We start from the raw sequence: 17,593 nt of genomic DNA on the forward strand, positions 1-17,593 counted from the left end.
AGGGTATCCATGAGAGCCGAGGTCCGCGCCTTCGTCGTCGAGCAGCTCGCCGACATGAACTACGACGTCGAGGGGCTCGACGACGACACCACCCTCGGCCCCTCCGGCGTCGACCTGGAGTCACTCGCCCTGGCCGACCTGTCCGTCCGGGTCGAGGACCGGTACGGCCTGACGTTCGCCGACGACGAGTCGGAGCAGCTCGCCCTGATGACGGTCGGCGAGTTCACCACAATGGTCGCCGATCGCGTCACCGAGGCGACGAGCGACAAGAGCTGATGGGCGGTCAGCCCGATCTGGGGCGAGCTGACCTGATGACCATGCTCGCCGAACTCACCGCGAAACCGGCTGCCGAGGTGTCCGACCGGATCGGCTCGATGGAGCTCGCCTGGCTGGTGCACCTCGTCGAGCAGCGCTTCGAACGCCGGCTCGACCTCACCGACGACGAACTGGCCGGCATCCGCACCGTCGACGACGCCCTGGTGGTGTTCCGGGCGTCGCTGACCGCCTCCGCAGATGGTTGAGACGCGCGTCGCCCAGCTCACCGGTGTGTACGCGGTCAGCGCCCTGGGGCGGGGCGCCGACGCGCAGCTGGCCGGCGTGCCGGCGTTCCGACCGGTGGACCGGTTCGACACCGCCGCCCGCCGGGTCACCACGGCGGCCACCCTGCCCGAGGTCGCCACCCTCCCCGACGAGTTGGCCGCCGCGATCGACGCGGCCTGCCGCGCGGCCGGTCTGAACCGCGCCCAGCGCGCCGGCTGCGCCCTGCTGCTCGCCGTGCACGGCGGCCCGGCCACAGGCTCGACGCCGGCCGTGCTCGCCGGTCAGCTCGCCGCCCGATGCGGACTGTCCGGTCACACCCGGGTCTACACCAGCGCCTGCGTGTCGGCCAGCACGGCGGTGGCCGACGCCGCCGCCCGGATCAGCCGGGATGATGTCGAGCGGGTGGTGGTCGCGGCGGGCTACCTGGTGGAGTCGGATCAGTTCGCGCTCTTCGACGCCGGTCGCGCCCTCGCCGTCGACGGGGCGGTCCGCCCGTTCAGCGCTGGCCGTCGCGGGCTGCTGCTGGGTGACGGTGTGGCCGCGGTGGTGCTGGAGTCGAGCGCCGTCCGACGACGCGGCGTCGAGCCGGTGGCCACAGTGGTCGGTTGGGGCCGGGCCGGTGACGCGTTCCATCCCTGCCAGCCGGAGCCCGGCGGCACCGGGCTGGCCCGCGCGATCGGCGGCGCGCTGCGCCGGGCCGGGCTGCCACCGCGGTCCGTCGGTTACGTCAACGCCAACGCCACCGGTACCGCGCAGAGCGACGCCGCCGAGGCCGCCGCCCTGCGTCGGGCTCTCGGTGGTCATGCCGCCCAGGTCCCGGTCAGCTCGACGAAGTCGCTGCACGGGCACGCGCTGGAGGCGTCCGGGTTGCTCGAACTGGTGGTCACCGCGCTCGCGCTGCGCCACGGCGAGCTGCCGGTCAACGCCGGCTGGCTGGCCGCCGACGAGAACTGCCCCCTGAACGTGGTGACCGACCGTCCGCAGCGGTCGGACGCCGCCCACGCCCTGACCCTCAACGCCGCCTTCGGTGGCGCCAACACCGCGCTCCTGGTCGGCGTCGGATGACCGCCCCCAACCTCCCGCGATCTTGCAGTTTCTGTCCCGACGAATACGACCAACCACCCGAAACGACAACCGAAAGTGCAAGATCGCCGGGGGAGAGAGCGAGGGCTGCATGGCCTGAGGGTGGGGACGTCGGGAGCGGCGCGGCGGGGGTGCCGGGGTTCGTGCACTCGGACTTCGCGCCGGTGGTGGTGGCCGTGGCGGAACGGTGTCTGCGGCGGGGGTACGGGTCGGCGGGAGTGCCCGCCGGAGTACGGACGGGGATCGTGCTGGTCAGCGCCAGCGGTGATCTCACCAGCGCCCGGCACGTACGGGCCACCGTCGAGGCGGGCGGGCGGATCGGCCCGCTGTTCTTCTTCCAGTCCGTGCCCAACAGCGTCGCCGGGCACCTCGCGGCCCGCTGGAACCTGCGCGGACCGGTGGTCTGCCTCAGCCCGACCGGCGACCCGTACACCGACGGTGTCGCCGAGGCCGACCTGCTGCGCGACGACGGCGACGCCGACGAGGTGTTGCTGATCCTGATCGAACAGGCACCCGACGGGCCGACCGAGGCGGTCGCGGTGCTGCTGGGGGGAGGAGCACGACCATGAGGACACCGGGACTGCGCGGCGCACTGGCCGCCGACACCGAACTGGGTGCGGGCAACGTCCTGGCCCGGGTGCTGGCGCACGGCGCCGACCCGGACGGGCCCGGCCTGACCTTCGACACCGCCGTCGACGGGCACCCCGCCGAGACGCCGCTGACGCTGGGGCGGCTCGACGAGCGGGTCGCCGCCCGCGCCGCCTGGCTGCACGAGCACGGAGTACGCCCCCGCGACCCGGTCGCCGTCTGGGCCACCGCCGCCGCCGACATGGTGCTCAGCTTCCTGGCGCTGGCCCGGCTCGGGGCCATCCCGGCGCTGATGAACGGCAAACTCCGCCCGGAGATCGCCGCCGAGTACATCCGCCGCCTGCGGGGCGTCGGCGTGCTGGCCGACGACGCGCACACCGCGCTGCTGGCCGGGCACGACCTCGGCGTACCCCTGCTCGGCACCCCCGCGCAGGCCGGCACGGGCGACCCGGGCACGGCCCCGGCGCACCACCGGCACCACCCGGACGACCCGATCGTGATCACCCACACCTCCGGAACGACCGGGGTGCCCAAGGCGGTGCTGCACTCGCACGCCAGCCTGTTCGCGGCCACCCGACACCTGCTCACCATGCCGCAGGCGCAGGGCACCACCCGGATCCTCAACGCGCTGCCCGCGCCGCACACCGCCACGGTGCTGATGGTCAACCAGGCGTTGGGCAACCGCGCGCAGATGTTCCTCCTCTCCGAGCAGGGCGGCGAGCAGGTGCTGGACGCCATCCAACGCTGGCGCCCCGACGGGGTGTTCGGTTTCTCGGTCACCTGGGCGGAGCTGGCCCGCTTCGACCTGTCCGGGTACGACCTGGACTCGGTGCGGCTGTGGTTCAACACCGGCGACGCCTCGCACGAGCCGCACATCCGCCGGCTGGTCGCGGTGGGTTGGCGCGACACCGTCACCCGCGACGGGGTGGCGAAGGTGCCCGGTTCGGTCTTCATCGACGGGTTGGGCTCCAGCGAGATGGGGCACTCGATGTTCCACATCACCCACCGCGCCGACACCGACCGGTACGGCCGCTGCATCGGCCGCCCGTACCGGTTCGCGAAGGTGGCGGTGCTCGACGCCGACGGTGAGCCGGTGCCGGTCGGCGAGGTGGGTTTCCTGGGCATCGACTCACCGTCGCTGTTCCGGGGTTACTGGAACGACTCGGTCACCACCTACCGCTTCCGCCAGCGTGGCTGGTACCTCACGGGTGACCTGGTGCGCGCCGACAGCGACGGCCGCTACTACCACCTGGACCGGGCGGTGGACTCGGTCGACGCCGGTGACGGGCGGCGCTTCTTCACCGCGCTGTCCGAGGAGCGCATCCTCGCCGCCTGCCCGGACGTCACCGACTGCACCGTGGTGATCGTCGCCGAGGCCGCAGCGGTCGTCACCGACGTGCTGCTGGAGTTGGCCGCCGGCGCCGACGAGACCGAGGACCGCACCGAGCGGGTCCGTGCCGCCCTCGGTCCGGACGTCGGCGCCACACTGCGCCGGGTCGTGCCGGTACGCTCCGCCGACATCCCGGTCACCGTGACCGGCAAGGTCCGCAAGGTGGTCCTGCGCGAGCGCTACCTCACCGAGGCACGCCCATGACCGCGTTGATCACGGGGATGGGTCTGTTCACACCGGTCGGTCGGGGTGTCGAGGAGACCTTCGACGCGCTGACCACCGGCCGGTCCGGGCTGACCCGCCCGCCCGAGGGGCACCCGGCGAGCACGTCGCTGGACGTCGCCGGCCTGCTGCCCGACATCGACCCACGCACCGTCGCGTCCGGGCCGGAGACCCGGGTGCTGGACCGGATCGTCGTCCTCGCCCTGCTGGCCGCCGCCGACGCGCTGACCGACGCCGGCATCGAGGTGGGCCGCGACGTCGACCCCGACCGGATCGGTGTGATCGTCGGTGGGGTCGGCGGGATGGCCACCCTGGAGTCGCAGGTGCTGGCCCGGGCGGCCCGGGGTCGGGCGGCGGTCAGCCCGTACCTGCTCACCGGGATCCTGCCGAACATGCCGGCGGCGCGGATCGCCATCGCGCACGGCATCCGCGGCTACAGCTCGTCGGTCGGCACGGCGTGCGCCTCCGGTGCCCAGGCGGTCGCCGACGGGGTGCGGCTCATCGCGACCGGAGAGGTCGACGTGGTCCTCTGCGGGGCCAGCGAGGCACCGCTCTTCCCGACCTTCGCCGACACCTTCGGCAACGCGCGGGCGTTGGCGCGCGCCGGCACCGACCCGGGCCGGGCGAGTCGGCCGTTCGACACCTCCCGCAGCGGGTTCGTCCTGTCCGAGGGCGCCGCGCTGCTGGTGCTCGAACGCGCCGAGCACGCCGCGGCCCGCGGTGTCGCCGGGTACGCCGAGGTGGCCGGCCACGGTGCGACGACGGACGCGCACCACCCGACCGCCCCCCGCCCGGACGGCGCCGGCGCGGCGGCGTGCATCCGCCGGGCGCTGCGCAGCGCCGGTGTGCCGGCGGCGGCGGTCGGATACGTCAACGCGCACGGCACCGGCACGAAGCTCGGCGACATCGCGGAGACCACGGCGCTGGCCGACGTGTTCGGCGTCGGCGGTGTGCCGGTCAGCTCCACCAAGGCGCTCACCGGTCACCTGCTCGGTGCCTCCGGCGTGCTGGAGGCGGCGACCACCGCGGTGGCGCTCGGTCGGGGCCTGCTGCCGCCGACGTACCACCTCGACGATCCGGATCCGGCCTGCCCGGCGGACCACATCCGTGGCACGCCCCGCAAGGCGGACCTGGAGTACGCCGTCACCAACTCGTTCGGGTTCGGCGGCCAGAACGTGAGCCTGCTGCTGGCGCGCGTCGCCGAGCCGAGGGGGTGATCGAGGCGGCATCCCGGGCGGGGTGTGCCCGGGCCAGCAACACAGGGGGAACCGTGGGAAGGGTTATCAGGGGACATGGACATCCGTGGCATCGACCACATCGAACTCTATGTGGGGGACGCCCGACAGGCGGCCTTCTACTTCAGCACCGCCGTCGGCTTCGAGATCTGTGGCCAGGGTGGTCCGGAGACCGGGCTGGCGGGGCAGCGCTCACTGCTGCTCTGCCACGGTGACATCCGGTTGCTGCTCACCTCCGGGCTGAGCGCCGAGCATCCGGCGTCGCGGTACGTGCAACGCCACGGTGACGGCATCGGGGTCGTCGCAGTCGAGGTCGACGACGTGCCGGCCGCGTACGCCGAGCTGGTGGGCCGGGGCGCGACCGGGGTGACGCCGCCGACCACCCGCACCGGCGCGGACGCCGAGGTGGTGATCGCCGAGGTGGACGGCTTCGCCGACGTGCGGCACCGGCTGGTGCAGCGCCGAGGCGAGGGGGCCGAGTTCCTGCCGGGCGCCATCACCGCGGCGGCGTCCGCGCCGGACGGCCACCCGCCGGTGCTCGCCGAGATCGACCACCTGGCGGTCTGCGTGCCGCCCGGCCAGCTCGACGAGACGGTCCGGCACTTCGAGGCGCTGTTCGACTTCGCGCAGATCTTCGAGGAGCACATCGAGGTCGACGGACAGGGAATGAACTCCAAGGTGGTGCAGAGCCCGTCCGGGCGGGTCACGGTGGTGCTGCTCGAACCGGACCGCAACCGGCGACCCGGGCAGATCGACGCGTTCCTCGACCAGCACGCCGGTGGGGGAGTGCAGCACCTGGGGCTGCGCACCGACGACATCGTCGGCGCGGTCGAGGCGCTGGGCCGGCGCGGGGTGCGCTTCGCCGGCACCCCCGCCAGCTACTACGACGCCCTGGAGGCGCGGGTCGGTCGGATCGACGCCCCACTGCACCGGCTGCGCGAGCTGGGTGTGCTCGTCGACTCCGACCACGACGGCCAACTGCTGCAGATCTTCGCCGAGTCGATGCACGTGCGTCGCACGCTCTTCCTGGAGCTGATCGAGCGACGCGGCGCGCGCGGCTTCGGCAGCGGCAACATCAAGGCCCTCTACGAGGCCAAGGAGCGGGAACTGGCCACCGCGGTGGCCACACCACAGGGGGTGGGGGCATGACGGCGACGGAGTACGAGCCGACGTTGACCGCCGCGGAGCAGGCGCTGCTGCCGTCCGACGACGACGTGCGGCACTACGCCGAGCACGGCTGGTACCTGTCGAAGAAGGTGTTCACCGACGAGGAGGTGGACGCCCTCGCCGCCGCCACGCGGCGCTACTACGACGGTGAGCGGGACCGGCGGCTACCGGTACGCCCACCGAAGCTGGCCTACTGGGAGCCGTCCTCGGGGCCGGTGCAGCGGCACAACGACTACGTCCACCACGAGCACGACGGGCTCGGCGCGATCCTGCGCAAGCCGTTGCTCGGCGCGGTCGCCGCCCGGCTCGCCCAGGCCGACGAGATCCGGGTCTTCCAGTCCACGCTGATCTACAAGCCGCCGATCTCCGGCGAGCCGAGCAACATCGTGCCCTGGCACTTCGACAAGCACTACTGGGCGTCCTCGTCGTCGGAGAAGATGCTGACCGCGTTCATCCCCTTCCACGACTGCGGGGAGGAGATGGGCACCATCACGATGGTCGACGGTTCGCACCGGTGGAAGGAGATCGGCGCGGACGACACGGTGGTGCGGCACTTCGCCGACCGGGACCGCGGCCAGCTGGAGGAGATGCTGGCCGAGAACGCCGCGTACAACGGCGCGGAGATCCGCAAGATCCCGATGGTGATCCCCAAGGGACACGTGAGCTTCCACCACTGCCGCACCTACCACGGCAGTGGCCCCAACGTCAGCGGTCGCCCCCGACAGGCGATCTCGCTGCACCTGCAGGACGGCGACAACGCCTGGCGGGAGTATCCGCTCTCCGACGGCACGCTCGCCTCGTACAACCACGACGTGCTGGTCCGCCGCACCCACGACGGGCGGCCGGACTACGCGGACCCCCAATACTGCCCGGTCATCTGGCGCCACCGCGCCCAGCAGGGAGGCTGACATGTCACGCTACGACTGGGGTAAGACGCACCCGGGCATCGAGCGGTTGGAGCGGGCGGTGACCGACCGGCGCGACGCCGTGGTCAAGCACCCGCTCTACGCCAACCTCGACACCCACGACGCGCTGGTCACCTTCATGCAGCACCACGTCTTCGCGGTGTGGGACTTCATGTCCCTGCTGAAGTCGCTGCAACGGCAACTGACCTGCGTCACGGTGCCGTGGATCCCGACCGGTCCGACCGGCAGCCGCCGCCTCATCAACGACATCGTCATGGTCGAGGAGAGCGACGAGCTGGGCGGCGGCTACATCAGCCACTTCGAGCTGTACGTGCGGGGCATGGCCGAGGCCGGCGCGGACACCACGGCGGTGAACGCGCTCATCGACCTGCTGCGCGCCGGCCGACCGGTCACCGAGGCGCTCGCCGAGGCCGGGGTGCCGGCCGCGTCGGCGAGGTTCGCCGCGACCACCTGGCAGATCATCGAGTCCACCCCGGTGCACTGCCAGGCGGCGGCGTTCGCGTTCGGCCGGGAGGACCTGATCCCGGACATGTTCACCCAGGTCGTCTCGGTCAACGAGGTCAGCAACCGGCTGCACACCTTCGTCGACTACCTGGAGCGGCACATCGAGGTCGACGGCGAACAGCACACCCCGATGGCCATGCAGATGCTCGCCGACCTGTGCGGCGACGACGACACCAAGTGGCAGGAGTGCGCCGACACCGTCAACACCGCCCTCGCCGCCCGGGCACGGCTGTGGGACGACATCCTGGCCGCCATCAAGGGGCCCGTGTGACCGACGCCGACCCGGTCCGGCTCTACCGCACGGTCCGGCTGATCCGCCGGTTCGAGGAACGGGCGGTGGAGCTGGTCCGCGGCGGGCAGATCGTCGGCGGCATCCACCCGTACCTCGGTCAGGAGGGGGTCGCCGCCGGCGTCTGCGCCGCGTTGGGCGCCGACGACGTGCTCGCCGGCACCCACCGCGGCCACGGGCACGTCCTGGCCCGTGGGGCCGACCCGGCCCGGATGCTCGCCGAGCTGTGCGGCCGGGTCACCGGCCTCAACGCCGGCCGGGGCGGTTCGATGCACGCCGCCGACCTGAGCATCGGCGTGCTCGGGGCCAACGCGATCGTCGGCGCCTCGGGGGCGATCATCACGGGCGCGGTCTGGGCCCACCGCCGCCGGGGCCGCGACACCGTCGGGGTGAGCTTCTTCGGCGACGGCGCGGTCAACGAGGGGATGTTGCTGGAGGCGTTGAACCTGGCCGCGCTCTGGCGGGTGCCGGTGCTGTTCGTCTGCGAGAACAACGGTTACGCGACCACCATGCCGGTGGCCGGCGCGGTGGCCGGCAGCATCGCCGGCCGGGCCGCCGCGTTCGACATCCCCGCCGTCCAGGTCGACGGCCAGGACCCCGAGAAGGTACGCGTCGCCGCGTGCGCCGCCGTCGACCGGATGCGCGCCGGCGGCGGCCCCGAGCTGATCGAGGCCCGGACCTACCGCTTCGACGTGCACCACACCTTCGAACACGCGGTACGCCTCGACTACCGGCCACCCGACGAGGTGACCCGTGCTCGGGCCCGGGACCCGGTGGCCATCCAGGGTGAACGCCTCACCGACACCGACCGCGCCGCCGTGGACGCCGAGGTCGAGGCGACCCTCGACGCGGCGGTGCGGTTCGCCCTGGACAGCCCGCAACCCGACCCGGCCGACGCGTTGACCTACCTGTACGCCAGCGGCCTGACCGCCCGCACCGGAGGTGGCTGAGGTGCCCCGACTGTCGTACCGCCGGGCGCTGACGAGGGCCCTCGGCGACGAGTTGGCCCGCGACGAGGCGGTGTTCCTGCTCGGCGAGGACGTCCAGGTCGGGGCGTCGCTGGTGACCACCGGGCTGGCCAAGCGGTTCGGCACCGAGCGGGTCCGTGACACCCCCCTGTCGGAGCAGGCGTTCACCAGCTTCGCCACCGGTGCGGCGCTGGCCGGGCTGCGCCCGGTGATCGAGTTCCAGATCCCGTCACTGCTGTTCCTGGTCTTCGAACAGATCGTCAACCACGCGCACAAGTTCCCGTTGATGACCGGCGGGCAGTGCCGTGTCCCCGTCACCTACCTGGTGCCCGGGTCCGGCTCGCGTACCGGGTGGGCCGGGCAGCACTCCGACCACCCGTACAGCCTCTTCGCCCACGTCGGCGTGGTCACCGTCGTGCCGGCCACCCCGGCCGACGCGTACGGGCTGCTGGTCACCGCGATCCGCCACGACGACCCGGTGGTGGTGTTCGCCCCAGCGGGCGCGATGGACGTGCGTGACGACGTCGACGACCTGACGCCGGTGCCGCTGGGCCGGGGTCGGATCCACCGCTTCGGCGACGACGTGACAGTGGTCGCGATCGGGCACCTGGTGCACGACGCGCTCGCCGTCGCCGAGGAGTTGGCCGACCAGGTCTCGGTGGAGGTGTTCGACCCGCGCACCCTGTACCCGTTCGACATCGACGGGCTCACCGAGTCGGTGGCCCGCACCGGACGCCTCGTGGTGCTCGACGACGGCAACCGTTCCTGCGGCATGGCCGCCGAGATCATCGCTTCGGTGGTGGAGCGGGTCCGGCTGCTCGCCCCGCCACGGCGGGTCACCCGCCCGGACGGGGCGGTGCTGCCGTTCGCCCCGGCGCTGGACCGGGCCGTCCAGCCCGGCCGCGACCAGCTCGCCACCGCCATCCACCTCACGATGAAGGACGGCTCATGACTGATCCGAACTACCCGTGGCCGGCGGCCGACCGGGCCTGGAACGACCTGCCGGAGCCGGCCCGTCGAGCCATGGTGGCCAGCGGGGCGGCGGCCTGGGAGCAGGTCTTCCACGGTCGGGCCACCTACAACAAGCAGTGGCGATTGGCCCGGCCCCCGGTGCTCACCGCCGACGCCTGGCGGCAGCTCAACGAGGTCTGCGACCGGCTGGCCCAGCTCATCCTCGACTCCTGCCGACGTCGGGCCGACACCGCCGGTGAGCTGCGCCGGCTCCTTGGCGTACCGGCGGGGGAGACCCGGCTGCTGGACGAGGCCGAGCCGCTGACCGAGGCGCTGCTGGCCGCGTACCGCCCGGACGTCATCTTCTCCGCCGGCGTGCCGAAGTTCGTCGAGTACAACATCGACAGCAGCCTCGGTGGCGGGTTCGACGCGGACACCGTCATCCAACGGTACGAGGACGTCTACCGGACGCACGGCATCCTCGACGACCTGCCGGTGCGGGCCGCGCCGTCGCTGCTGGACCAGCGGTTCGTGGCGATCCGCGAGGAGCTGCGGCTGCCCGAGGGCGCCCGGGTGGCGCTGTTGATGGACTTCGACGGCGACTACCCGGGCCTCGACGACCCGCAGACGTTCATCCGGATCCTCGACCCCCTCGCCGTACGGGCCCGGGACTTCGGCATCGACCTGGTCATCGCCCCGGTCGCCACCGCCACACTGGACGCCGACAACCGCCTGGTCGTCGACGGCGCACCGGTCGACGCCTTGTTCCGGTTGTTCGTGCCCAACCGGGTCACCCCGACCGCCGGTCTGGACGCGGTGGCCGTTGCCCTCGCCGCCGGTACCCTACCGATGTTCGTGTCGGCGGCGGCCTGGCTGCTCGGCAACAAGACCACCTTCGGGTGGCTGTGGGAGGACGTGGACGGGCTGCCCGCCGACGACCAGGCACTGATCCGCCGGCACGTGCCGTACACGGTGCCGTTGACCGCCGCGATGCTGGACCGGGCCATCGCCGAGCAGGCCACGCTGGTGGCGAAGCCGGCGGACGGTTCGGCCGGGCACGGTGTGCTGCTCGGCCCGGAGCTGAGCGCCGCGGACTGGGCCGACGGTGTGCGGGCCGCCGTCGAGCAGGGCGGTGCCATCCTCCAGGAGTACCTGCCGACCGACCGGGTGTCGATGGACTTCGTCCAGATCGAGACGGGTGAGACGGTGACGGCCGACGTCCCGTACTCCCTGGCCCCGTACCTGTTCGGCCGGCACGCCTCGGGCGGCCTGGCCCGGGTCGGCTACCCCGGCTGCGACGGCATCCTCAACCTGGCCCACGGCGTCCTCCTGACCGGAATCCTCCTGCGCGACTGAAGACCCGCCCGCGGGCACCCCCGCGGTGATCATGAAGTTATTGCCCGCGCGGCGGCGTGTCGTGGCAATAACTTCATGATCAACAGGTGGGTTGGGGTGGGGTCAGAAAGTGCGGGGGGTGCGGTGGGGGGCGAGGGCGCGCAGGGTTTGGGCTGTGGCTATGGCGTCGCTGCGGGCGCTGCCGTGACGGCCGTCGGTGCTGTAGAGGGTGGGATCGGCCGTCAGAGGATGGTCGGTCAGGTGCACGTGGATCGTGTTCAGTCGCTCGGCCAGGTTCGCCGTATGGGCCGACAGGCGACGCATCCTGTCGCCCAGGCCGGGCCGGAGGTGCGCGGGCACCGCCGGGCTGTGCGAGACGTCGAACATGCCCAGGGTGATCACGTCGGCGCCCACCTCGCGCAGCGCGACGATCATCGCGGTGAGCTCGGCGTCCACCGCCTCCGCGTCGTACGCCGGGTGGAAGGCGTCGTTGCCGCCGCAGACGACAAGCGCCAGGTCCGGTGCGAAGGCCAGCGCCGGGGCGAGCTGGGTGGCCCGCACCTGGTGCGCGCGCAGCCCGCGTCGACCCAGATTCCGGTACGCCAGCTCGGGGCGCACGGCGGTCAGCTCCGCGGCGACCCGGTCGACCCACTGCACGTCCGGGTAGCCCGGTGTCGGCTCACACATGCCCTCCACGACGCTGTCGCCGAGCGCCACGAACCGCCGCCACCGGTGCCCGTCCAGCAGTTCGGTGGCCTCCCCGGGGCGTAGACAGTACGGGTCCGTCGATTCGGTGAGCGTCGATGGCATGTCGGCACGCTAGCCGACCGCTGGGCTGCCGGGCCAGGCTCAGCCGGTCAGGCTGACCTCGGCCAGGTAGACACAGCTCTTCCCCTCGTGCGACGAGTAGTAGCTCATCCACAGCAGGTCGTCGTGCCAGACCAGCCCCGGGTAGCTGGTGTCGCCACCGGACGGCAGCGCGACCAGCTCGGTCAGCTCGCCCCGGTCCGGGTCGACGACGCAGATCGCGGTGCGGACCCCGCCGTCGTGCAGGCGTACCCCGGCCAGCAGCAGCCCGTCGGGCAGTCGCAGCAGCGTCGGCCCACCCACCTGGACACCCAGATCCCTCCAGGTCCAGTCCCGGTACGGCGGCACGGCCCGGCCGAGCTGCGCGCTCGCGTCGGTGCCGTCGCGGCGCAGCAGGCACAGGGCGGTACCGTCCGGCGCGAAGACCAGGCCGGACTCGTTGGGGTAGCCGTCAGCGAACAACGTCGGCACCCACTGCCGCAGGTCCACCCCGTCGGTGCTGCGGTAGAGCCGGGCGAACCTCGGCTCCCGGGTGGCGTAGCCGACGCCGTACATCGCGTCGCCGTGCCAGGCCGCCCGCCACACCCAGACACCCGGCTCGCCCACCGGGACCGGATCACCCCAGGCGTGCCCGTCGCCGGACTGCCAGGTCACCGTCTGGAACGTCTTGGTGGTTGCGCCGGTGGCGGCCGCCGCCAGCAGGTGCAGCCGCCCGTCGGGCCGGGGGACGAAGCGCGGGTCACGCAGGTCGACGCCCGCCTGCCGCAGGACTGCGGCGGACCGCCACGATCGTCCGTCGTCCGAGGTCAGCACCCGGATCACGCCGTCGTCGCTGACGTGGGTCCGGGCCTCCCGGAACGCGCAGAACCAGCTCCCGGCGTACCGGACGAGGTCGGTGAACGCGCTGTGCGGGGCACTGTCGCCGATCCGGTGAACGGCGGTGACATCGGCGTTGCTGCGGCGAGTGGCTGACGACGTCATACCTGGCGGCCTCCTGGGTGGCAGGGCCGCCGACGGTAGCCGACCCGGCCGACGCGTGTGCGGCGAGCAGGGGAACGGCTGACGAACACCCTCGGTTGTCGGATCGGCGTCGTTCGCGCGTCGCGGTCGGCGCGCTGGGATCAGCTGGTGGCGCCGACCGGGCACGATGGTCGGTGGGCCGGCCGTCCGGTGCGGCGGCGCCGGGGCCTTCTGCGCGGGGGAGGTGAGCGCCATCGACTCGTTCCTCCAGGCCCTCGCGGCGAAGCTGGTCGAGGAGATCGTCAAACGGCTTGTCGAGTGGCTGACGCCGAAGGTGCTGCGGTCGGTGCCGCACCAGGCGTCGCCGAACTGCCCCCGTTGCGGCGGGTACGGCGTCCGCCGGTGGGCGCCTGCCGGCATGTGGCTGTTCGTGCCGTCCCTGCTGCTGTTCGGCTGGGGTTTCGGGTTCACCCTGCTCGGGGTGCCGGTGGTGGTGCTGACGGTGGTCTTCGCGCTGGTGTCCGACGGCCTCGGGGGGTTGCTGCCCGCACTGCTCGCGTTGCTGGCCCTGCTCGTCCCCGTCACCCTGATGGTCGCGGGCGCGTTCGGCCTCGCGCACTACCACAGCTACCCGCCGAAGTGGTGTGCCCGCTGCCACGGCCGGTGGCCGCGACGGGAGCGCGACGAGTACCTGCGGGCGTCCGCTCCGGTGCTCACCTGCGGCTGCGGTCAGCGGCTGCGGGTGCCCCGGACGGCCACCGGGGCGCGGCTGCGCTGCCCGCGCTGCGGTAGCGAGCACGCCACCCCGGCCCCCGCCGACCGGTGACGGTTCAGCGGTCCGCCCGGTGCTCGGCGAGCAGTTCGCCGAGCACGCGCCAGGCCCACTCGGCCTTGGCGGGGTCCTGATCGTCGAGGAGGATCAGCGCCTTCCACAGCGCCCAGCCCCGGCCCCGGGCCCAGCTGCCGTCGTCGAGACCGAGCGCGGCGCGGAAGGCGGCCCGGCTGGTGCCGTGCAGCAGGGTCCAGGCGATCACGATGTCGCAGGCCGGGTCACCCACGCCGGAGCAGCCGAAGTCGATGACGGCGGCGAGCCGGCCGTCGCGGACGAGCAGGTTGCCCTCCGCGACGTCGCCGTGGAACCAGACCGCCGGCCCGGCCCAGGTGGCGTCGAGGGCGGCCTGCCAGATGCCGGTGACCACCTCGGCAGGGATGCGGTCGCGATGCGTCTCGATCGCCGCCCGGGTCTCCTGGTCGTACGTGGACAGCGGGCCGCCCCGCCAGGCGCTGTGCGGGCCGGCCGCCGGGCCGTCGGTGGCGTCCACGCCGCGCAGGGCCCGCAGGAAAGCGGCGAGGTCGGTGGCGAACCGGGCCAGGTCGTCGATCCGCTCGGCGCGGGCGGTGCGCCCGTCGATCCAGCGGTAGACCGACCACGGGTACGGGTATCCGGCACCGGGCCGACCGTGGGCCAGCGGCACGGGGATCGGCACCGGCAACCGGGGCCCGAGCGCCGGCAACCAGCGCTGCTCCTTGGCGACCTGGAGGGCGTACCCCGCGCCGCTGGGCAGCCGGACGGTCATCTCCTCGCCCAGATGGAAGGTGCGGTTGTCCCAGCCGCCGACCTCGACCGGGCGGATCGGCAGCTCCGCCCACCGGGGAAACTGCTCGGCCACCAGTCGGCGGACCAGGGCCGTGTCGATCCGGTCGGCCGCTGCGTCGGTCACCGGCACGTCGTCCGTGGGCTGTCTGTTCATCGGCCCGAGCCTGCGGCAGCCCGGCCGGGCCCGCAACGGGTTTACCGGGTGGTGGCGGGAGTGGGCCGCACCGGTGTCTCCGGGCCGGAGGCCCTGCTCAGCAGCGGGTACGCGGTGACCACCAGGCACGCCGCCGCCATGGTCAGCAGGGCCGGGGTGAATCCCAGCGCATCCACCGACCAACCGCCGAGCAGCGCGCCGACCGGCAGACCGACGAACGCCAACGAACCGGCGATGCCGATCACCCGGGTCTGCAACTCCGGCGGCACCCGCTCGTAGAGCGCCACCCCGAGCAGCGGGTTGACCGCCGCGATGCCGACCCCGGACAGGAAGGTCACCACGAGCACCACCGGCAGCTCGTCACTGATCGCCAGCGCCACCAACCGGGGCGTGCCGGCGACCAGCGCGCCGAGCAGGAACGTCAGCCGCCGCGGCAACCGGGGCCCGAGCGCGGTGAACACCAGGTTGCCCAGCAGCGCGCCCGCCGAGAACGCCGCCAACACCAGGCCGAGACCGCTCGGGCCGGGAAGCTCCCGGGCGACCCAGACCGGGATGTAGACGGCCACGCTGGCGTTGGCCACCATGTTCAGCGCCGAGATGACGGCGAGCATGCCGAGCAGCGGCCGGTCCCGGCCCAGGTAACGGAAACCACCGCGCAGGGCGCCCAGATAACTCTCCGGCTGGCTGGGGCGCGTCGGGGCGGCCGGCGGGCGGACCAGGATGCCGATGAGCAGCGCGCAGACACCGAAGCTGGCCGCGTCGATGAGGATCGCCTCGGTCACCCCGAAGACGGCGATCAGCAGGCCCCCCACCGCGGCGCCGAACAGTGTCACCACCCGGCTGAGCCCGTCGTACGCGGAGGTCAGGCGGATCAGCGGCACTCCGGCGGCCTCCGCGACCGGCCGGAACATCACGTGCTTCACCCGGTCCCCGATGCCCCGCAGCGCGCCGGCCACCGCGACGAGCGCCACCAGCGGGACGAAACCCAACCACGGGGTCAGCGCCACGACGACCATCACCACCGCGCTGCCCGCGTCGCAGAGGATCGAGGTACGGCGCAGGCCGATCCGGTCCGCCCAGGGCGTGCCCAACGCGCTGGACAGCAGGTACGGCAGGGTCTCGGCGAACGCGACCAGACCCATCTTGGTGGGGCTGCCGGTGGTGACCAGCACCAGCCACGGAATGGTCACCACCGAGATGCGGGTGCCCAGGTTGGAGATCAGGTCCGCGCTGACCAGGACGACCAGTTGCCGGCGGGCGGTCACGCCCCGACCGCCGCCGCCCGGTGGGCCGCGTACCGCGCGCGCAGCGCCCGCTTGTCCACCTTCATCGACCGGTTGACCGGCAGCCGGTCGAGGACCTCCACGGTGGCCGGCGCCCACATCTCGTTGAGTTCGACGGTCACCAGGTCGATCAGCTCCGCCCCGGTGACCGTCGCGCCCGGCCCGAGCACCACGTACGCGTGCGGCACCTCGCCGACCGTCTCGTCCGGCACGCCGATCACGGCGGCGGCCCGTACCTGGGGGTGCCCGACCAGCACGTCCTCGATGGGGCGGCAGAAGATCGCCCAGTTCCGCCGGTGCGTGACGATCATGTCGTGTGCGCGGTCGACGAGGTAGAGGTAGCCGTCGTCGTCGAGGTGGCCGATGTCGCGGGTCCGCACCCATCCGTCCACGAGCGTCTGCGCGGTCAGCTCCGGCTGACCGTGGTAGCCGGCGAAGCTCAGTCGGGTCCGTACCCACACCTCGCCGTCGCGGCCGGTCGGCAGCACCAGGCCGTCGTCGTCGCGGATCTCGACGCGGACGTCGCCGTAGGGCCGCCCACAGGAGCGCAACCGCTCCGGGTGCTCCGGATCGTCGGTCAGCCCGGGCAGCGCGGTGATCACGACCGCCTCGCTGAGGCCGTACACGATGCGCAGCACCGGGCCGAACCGGGCGATGGCCTGGCGCAGCCGTGCGGGCGCGGCGGGCCCGGCGCCCACGTTGAACATGAACATGGCGGAGAAGTCCGCGCCGACCAACGCCGGGTGGTCCAGCACCTCGTAGAGCATCGGCGGCGTGACGAAGGTCGAGTTGATCCGCTCCCGTTGCACGGTGTCCACGAAGGCCACCGGGTCCCAGTCGTCGCGCAGGAACAGCACCCCGCCGGTGAACAGGTTGAACAGCGTGGTGATCTGCCCGCTGGCCAACCACATCGGCGAGTGCGACAGGTGCCGCAGCAACGGGAACCCGGCGGCGCGGAAGTCGGCCGCCAGGGTGAGGATCTGGGCGTAGAAGCTCTCCCGGTGGTGCACCAGCTTCGGGCTGCCGGTGGTGCCGCTGGTCTGCAGGAACGACTCGGGCGCCGGCACCGACGCCGGCAGACCCGCGATGTCGGCGCCGGCGTCGGCGGTGAGATCGGGGCCGGCGCCGCCCGAGCCCAGACAGCACACCGGTGTGCCGGGCAGCGCGGCGGCCAGCTCCGGGCCCAGGCTGGCCCGGTCCCGGGCGTCGTAGACCAGGGCGTCCGGGCGGGCCAACCGGATGAACTCGTCGACCTCCCGGCGCGCGGTCACCGGGGCGACCCACATCGTCCGGCAGCCGAGCAGATGCAGGGCGAGCTGGAGCAGGGGACCCTCCACCGCGTTCGCGACCGTCACCAGCACCGCCGACCCGGGCCGTACGCCGTGCCGGGTCAACGCTGCGGCCATCGCCCGGACCAGCGCGGCGGCCTCGGCGTAGGTCAGACGGCGACCGGCGCCGACGAGCGCCTCCCGGTCGCCGAACTCGGCGAAGAGGTCCAACACCCTGTTTACGTAGGTCGTGGTGTGCCCGGGTCCGTCAGTCATCCGGCAGCCCCCATCTGAGAAAAGCGGCGGTCCCCGGGCAGTTTCCCGGT

At 72.9% G+C, this 17,593-nt stretch carries 18 protein-coding genes; 13 read left to right on the forward strand and 5 right to left on the reverse strand.

Annotation, left to right across the window (positions count from 1 at the left end):
• Positions 1-9 precede the first annotated feature (9 nt).
• The 12 genes from ACZ6NZ_RS21100 to ACZ6NZ_RS21155 all read left to right on the forward strand — a co-directional run bounded on the left by ACZ6NZ_RS21100 (position 10) and on the right by ACZ6NZ_RS21155 (position 11,219).
• Positions 10-276 (forward strand): acyl carrier protein, encoded by a 267-nt coding sequence (locus ACZ6NZ_RS21100; RefSeq protein WP_355007995.1) that lies wholly within the window; start codon positions 10-12, stop codon positions 274-276.
• Positions 276-521: an acyl carrier protein gene (locus tag ACZ6NZ_RS21105; protein WP_366612594.1), complete on the forward strand. Its 246-nt coding sequence runs from the start codon at positions 276-278 to the stop codon at positions 519-521. Before ACZ6NZ_RS21100 ends, ACZ6NZ_RS21105 begins: the two co-directional genes overlap by 1 nt.
• A complete protein-coding gene (locus tag ACZ6NZ_RS21110) occupies positions 514-1,605 on the forward strand; it encodes a beta-ketoacyl synthase N-terminal-like domain-containing protein (protein ID WP_465859717.1) in 1,092 nt (363 codons plus the stop codon). The genes ACZ6NZ_RS21105 and ACZ6NZ_RS21110 overlap by 8 nt, the downstream gene beginning before the upstream one ends.
• Before the next feature lie 149 nt (positions 1,606-1,754).
• Entirely contained in the window at positions 1,755-2,192 is a 438-nt protein-coding gene (locus ACZ6NZ_RS21115) for a beta-ketoacyl synthase chain length factor (protein ID WP_366612592.1), read from the forward strand.
• The gene (locus ACZ6NZ_RS21120; RefSeq protein ID WP_465859719.1) at positions 2,189-3,805 is read left to right on the forward strand and encodes a class I adenylate-forming enzyme family protein; all 1,617 of its coding nucleotides are present in this window, start codon (positions 2,189-2,191) and stop codon (positions 3,803-3,805) included. Before ACZ6NZ_RS21115 ends, ACZ6NZ_RS21120 begins: the two co-directional genes overlap by 4 nt.
• The gene (locus ACZ6NZ_RS21125; RefSeq protein WP_465859721.1) at positions 3,802-5,040 is read left to right on the forward strand and encodes a beta-ketoacyl-[acyl-carrier-protein] synthase family protein; all 1,239 of its coding nucleotides are present in this window, start codon (positions 3,802-3,804) and stop codon (positions 5,038-5,040) included. The genes ACZ6NZ_RS21120 and ACZ6NZ_RS21125 overlap by 4 nt, the downstream gene beginning before the upstream one ends.
• Before the next feature lie 75 nt (positions 5,041-5,115).
• Positions 5,116-6,207, forward strand: coding sequence for a 4-hydroxyphenylpyruvate dioxygenase (hppD, locus tag ACZ6NZ_RS21130; RefSeq protein WP_465859722.1), 1,092 nt, complete (start codon positions 5,116-5,118; stop codon positions 6,205-6,207).
• Positions 6,204-7,133 carry a phytanoyl-CoA dioxygenase family protein gene (locus tag ACZ6NZ_RS21135; RefSeq protein ID WP_465859724.1) on the forward strand — a complete coding sequence of 310 codons (930 nt, stop codon included), beginning with the start codon at positions 6,204-6,206 and terminating at the stop codon, positions 7,131-7,133. Before hppD ends, ACZ6NZ_RS21135 begins: the two co-directional genes overlap by 4 nt.
• Position 7,134: 1 nt before the next feature.
• Positions 7,135-7,926 (forward strand): DUF3050 domain-containing protein, encoded by a 792-nt coding sequence (locus ACZ6NZ_RS21140; protein WP_355008003.1) that lies wholly within the window; start codon positions 7,135-7,137, stop codon positions 7,924-7,926.
• Positions 7,923-8,894, forward strand: a complete 972-nt coding sequence (locus tag ACZ6NZ_RS21145; RefSeq protein WP_465859727.1) for a thiamine pyrophosphate-dependent dehydrogenase E1 component subunit alpha — start codon at positions 7,923-7,925, stop codon at positions 8,892-8,894. The genes ACZ6NZ_RS21140 and ACZ6NZ_RS21145 overlap by 4 nt, the downstream gene beginning before the upstream one ends.
• 1 nt (position 8,895) lies before the next feature.
• Positions 8,896-9,864, forward strand: coding sequence for an alpha-ketoacid dehydrogenase subunit beta (locus tag ACZ6NZ_RS21150; protein WP_465859729.1), 969 nt, complete (start codon positions 8,896-8,898; stop codon positions 9,862-9,864).
• On the forward strand, positions 9,861-11,219 hold the full coding sequence (locus ACZ6NZ_RS21155) for a hypothetical protein (protein WP_465859731.1): 1,359 nt from the start codon (positions 9,861-9,863) through the stop codon (positions 11,217-11,219). Before ACZ6NZ_RS21150 ends, ACZ6NZ_RS21155 begins: the two co-directional genes overlap by 4 nt.
• Before the next feature lie 102 nt (positions 11,220-11,321).
• On the opposite strand, the gene ACZ6NZ_RS21160 is transcribed toward ACZ6NZ_RS21155, so the two are convergent.
• Both ACZ6NZ_RS21160 and ACZ6NZ_RS21165 read right to left on the reverse strand, forming a co-directional pair.
• A complete protein-coding gene (locus ACZ6NZ_RS21160) occupies positions 11,322-12,008 on the reverse strand; it encodes an SGNH/GDSL hydrolase family protein (protein ID WP_465859732.1) in 687 nt (228 codons plus the stop codon).
• Between the two features lie 39 nt (positions 12,009-12,047).
• Entirely contained in the window at positions 12,048-12,986 is a 939-nt protein-coding gene (locus tag ACZ6NZ_RS21165; RefSeq protein WP_465859734.1) for an exo-alpha-sialidase, read from the reverse strand.
• Between the two features lie 223 nt (positions 12,987-13,209).
• On the opposite strand from ACZ6NZ_RS21165, the gene ACZ6NZ_RS21170 reads away from it, so the two are divergent.
• A complete protein-coding gene (locus tag ACZ6NZ_RS21170) occupies positions 13,210-13,791 on the forward strand; it encodes a hypothetical protein (RefSeq protein WP_465859736.1) in 582 nt (193 codons plus the stop codon).
• A gap of 4 nt (positions 13,792-13,795) precedes the next feature.
• Here the strand turns inward: ACZ6NZ_RS21170 and ACZ6NZ_RS21175 are convergent, their stop codons facing one another.
• From ACZ6NZ_RS21175 to ACZ6NZ_RS21185, 3 genes are read right to left on the reverse strand one after another with little or no spacing between them, the layout of a single operon-like run.
• Complete coding sequence (locus tag ACZ6NZ_RS21175; protein WP_465859738.1) at positions 13,796-14,716, reverse strand: aminoglycoside phosphotransferase family protein; 921 nt, start codon at positions 14,714-14,716, stop codon at positions 13,796-13,798.
• A 41-nt stretch (positions 14,717-14,757) separates the two neighbouring features.
• Positions 14,758-15,981 carry an MFS transporter gene (locus ACZ6NZ_RS21180; protein ID WP_465859740.1) on the reverse strand — a complete coding sequence of 408 codons (1,224 nt, stop codon included), beginning with the start codon at positions 15,979-15,981 and terminating at the stop codon, positions 14,758-14,760.
• A complete protein-coding gene (locus ACZ6NZ_RS21185; RefSeq protein ID WP_465859742.1) occupies positions 15,978-17,543 on the reverse strand; it encodes an AMP-binding protein in 1,566 nt (521 codons plus the stop codon). Before ACZ6NZ_RS21185 ends, ACZ6NZ_RS21180 begins: the two co-directional genes overlap by 4 nt.
• Positions 17,544-17,593 lie beyond the last annotated feature (50 nt).

The sequence above is a fragment of the Micromonospora sp. NPDC047756 genome, assembly GCF_055587245.1.

Bases quoted from the DNA above. Each gene is read 5' to 3' on its own strand.
- ACZ6NZ_RS21100 (WP_355007995.1), top strand. From the start codon at position 10: ATGAGAGCCGAGGTCCGCGCCTTCGTCGTCGAGCAGCTCGCCGACATG.
- ACZ6NZ_RS21105 (WP_366612594.1), top strand. From the start codon at position 276: ATGGGCGGTCAGCCCGATCTGGGGCGAGCTGACCTGATGACCATGCTC.
- ACZ6NZ_RS21110 (WP_465859717.1), top strand. From the start codon at position 514: ATGGTTGAGACGCGCGTCGCCCAGCTCACCGGTGTGTACGCGGTCAGC.
- ACZ6NZ_RS21120 (WP_465859719.1), top strand. From the start codon at position 2,189: ATGAGGACACCGGGACTGCGCGGCGCACTGGCCGCCGACACCGAACTG.
- ACZ6NZ_RS21125 (WP_465859721.1), top strand. From the start codon at position 3,802: ATGACCGCGTTGATCACGGGGATGGGTCTGTTCACACCGGTCGGTCGG.
- hppD (WP_465859722.1), top strand. From the start codon at position 5,116: ATGGACATCCGTGGCATCGACCACATCGAACTCTATGTGGGGGACGCC.
- ACZ6NZ_RS21135 (WP_465859724.1), top strand. From the start codon at position 6,204: ATGACGGCGACGGAGTACGAGCCGACGTTGACCGCCGCGGAGCAGGCG.
- ACZ6NZ_RS21140 (WP_355008003.1), top strand. From the start codon at position 7,135: ATGTCACGCTACGACTGGGGTAAGACGCACCCGGGCATCGAGCGGTTG.
- ACZ6NZ_RS21155 (WP_465859731.1), top strand. From the start codon at position 9,861: ATGACTGATCCGAACTACCCGTGGCCGGCGGCCGACCGGGCCTGGAAC.
- ACZ6NZ_RS21160 (WP_465859732.1), bottom strand. From the start codon at position 12,008: ATGCCATCGACGCTCACCGAATCGACGGACCCGTACTGTCTACGCCCC.
- ACZ6NZ_RS21165 (WP_465859734.1), bottom strand. From the start codon at position 12,986: ATGACGTCGTCAGCCACTCGCCGCAGCAACGCCGATGTCACCGCCGTT.
- ACZ6NZ_RS21175 (WP_465859738.1), bottom strand. From the start codon at position 14,716: ATGAACAGACAGCCCACGGACGACGTGCCGGTGACCGACGCAGCGGCC.
- ACZ6NZ_RS21185 (WP_465859742.1), bottom strand. From the start codon at position 17,543: ATGACTGACGGACCCGGGCACACCACGACCTACGTAAACAGGGTGTTG.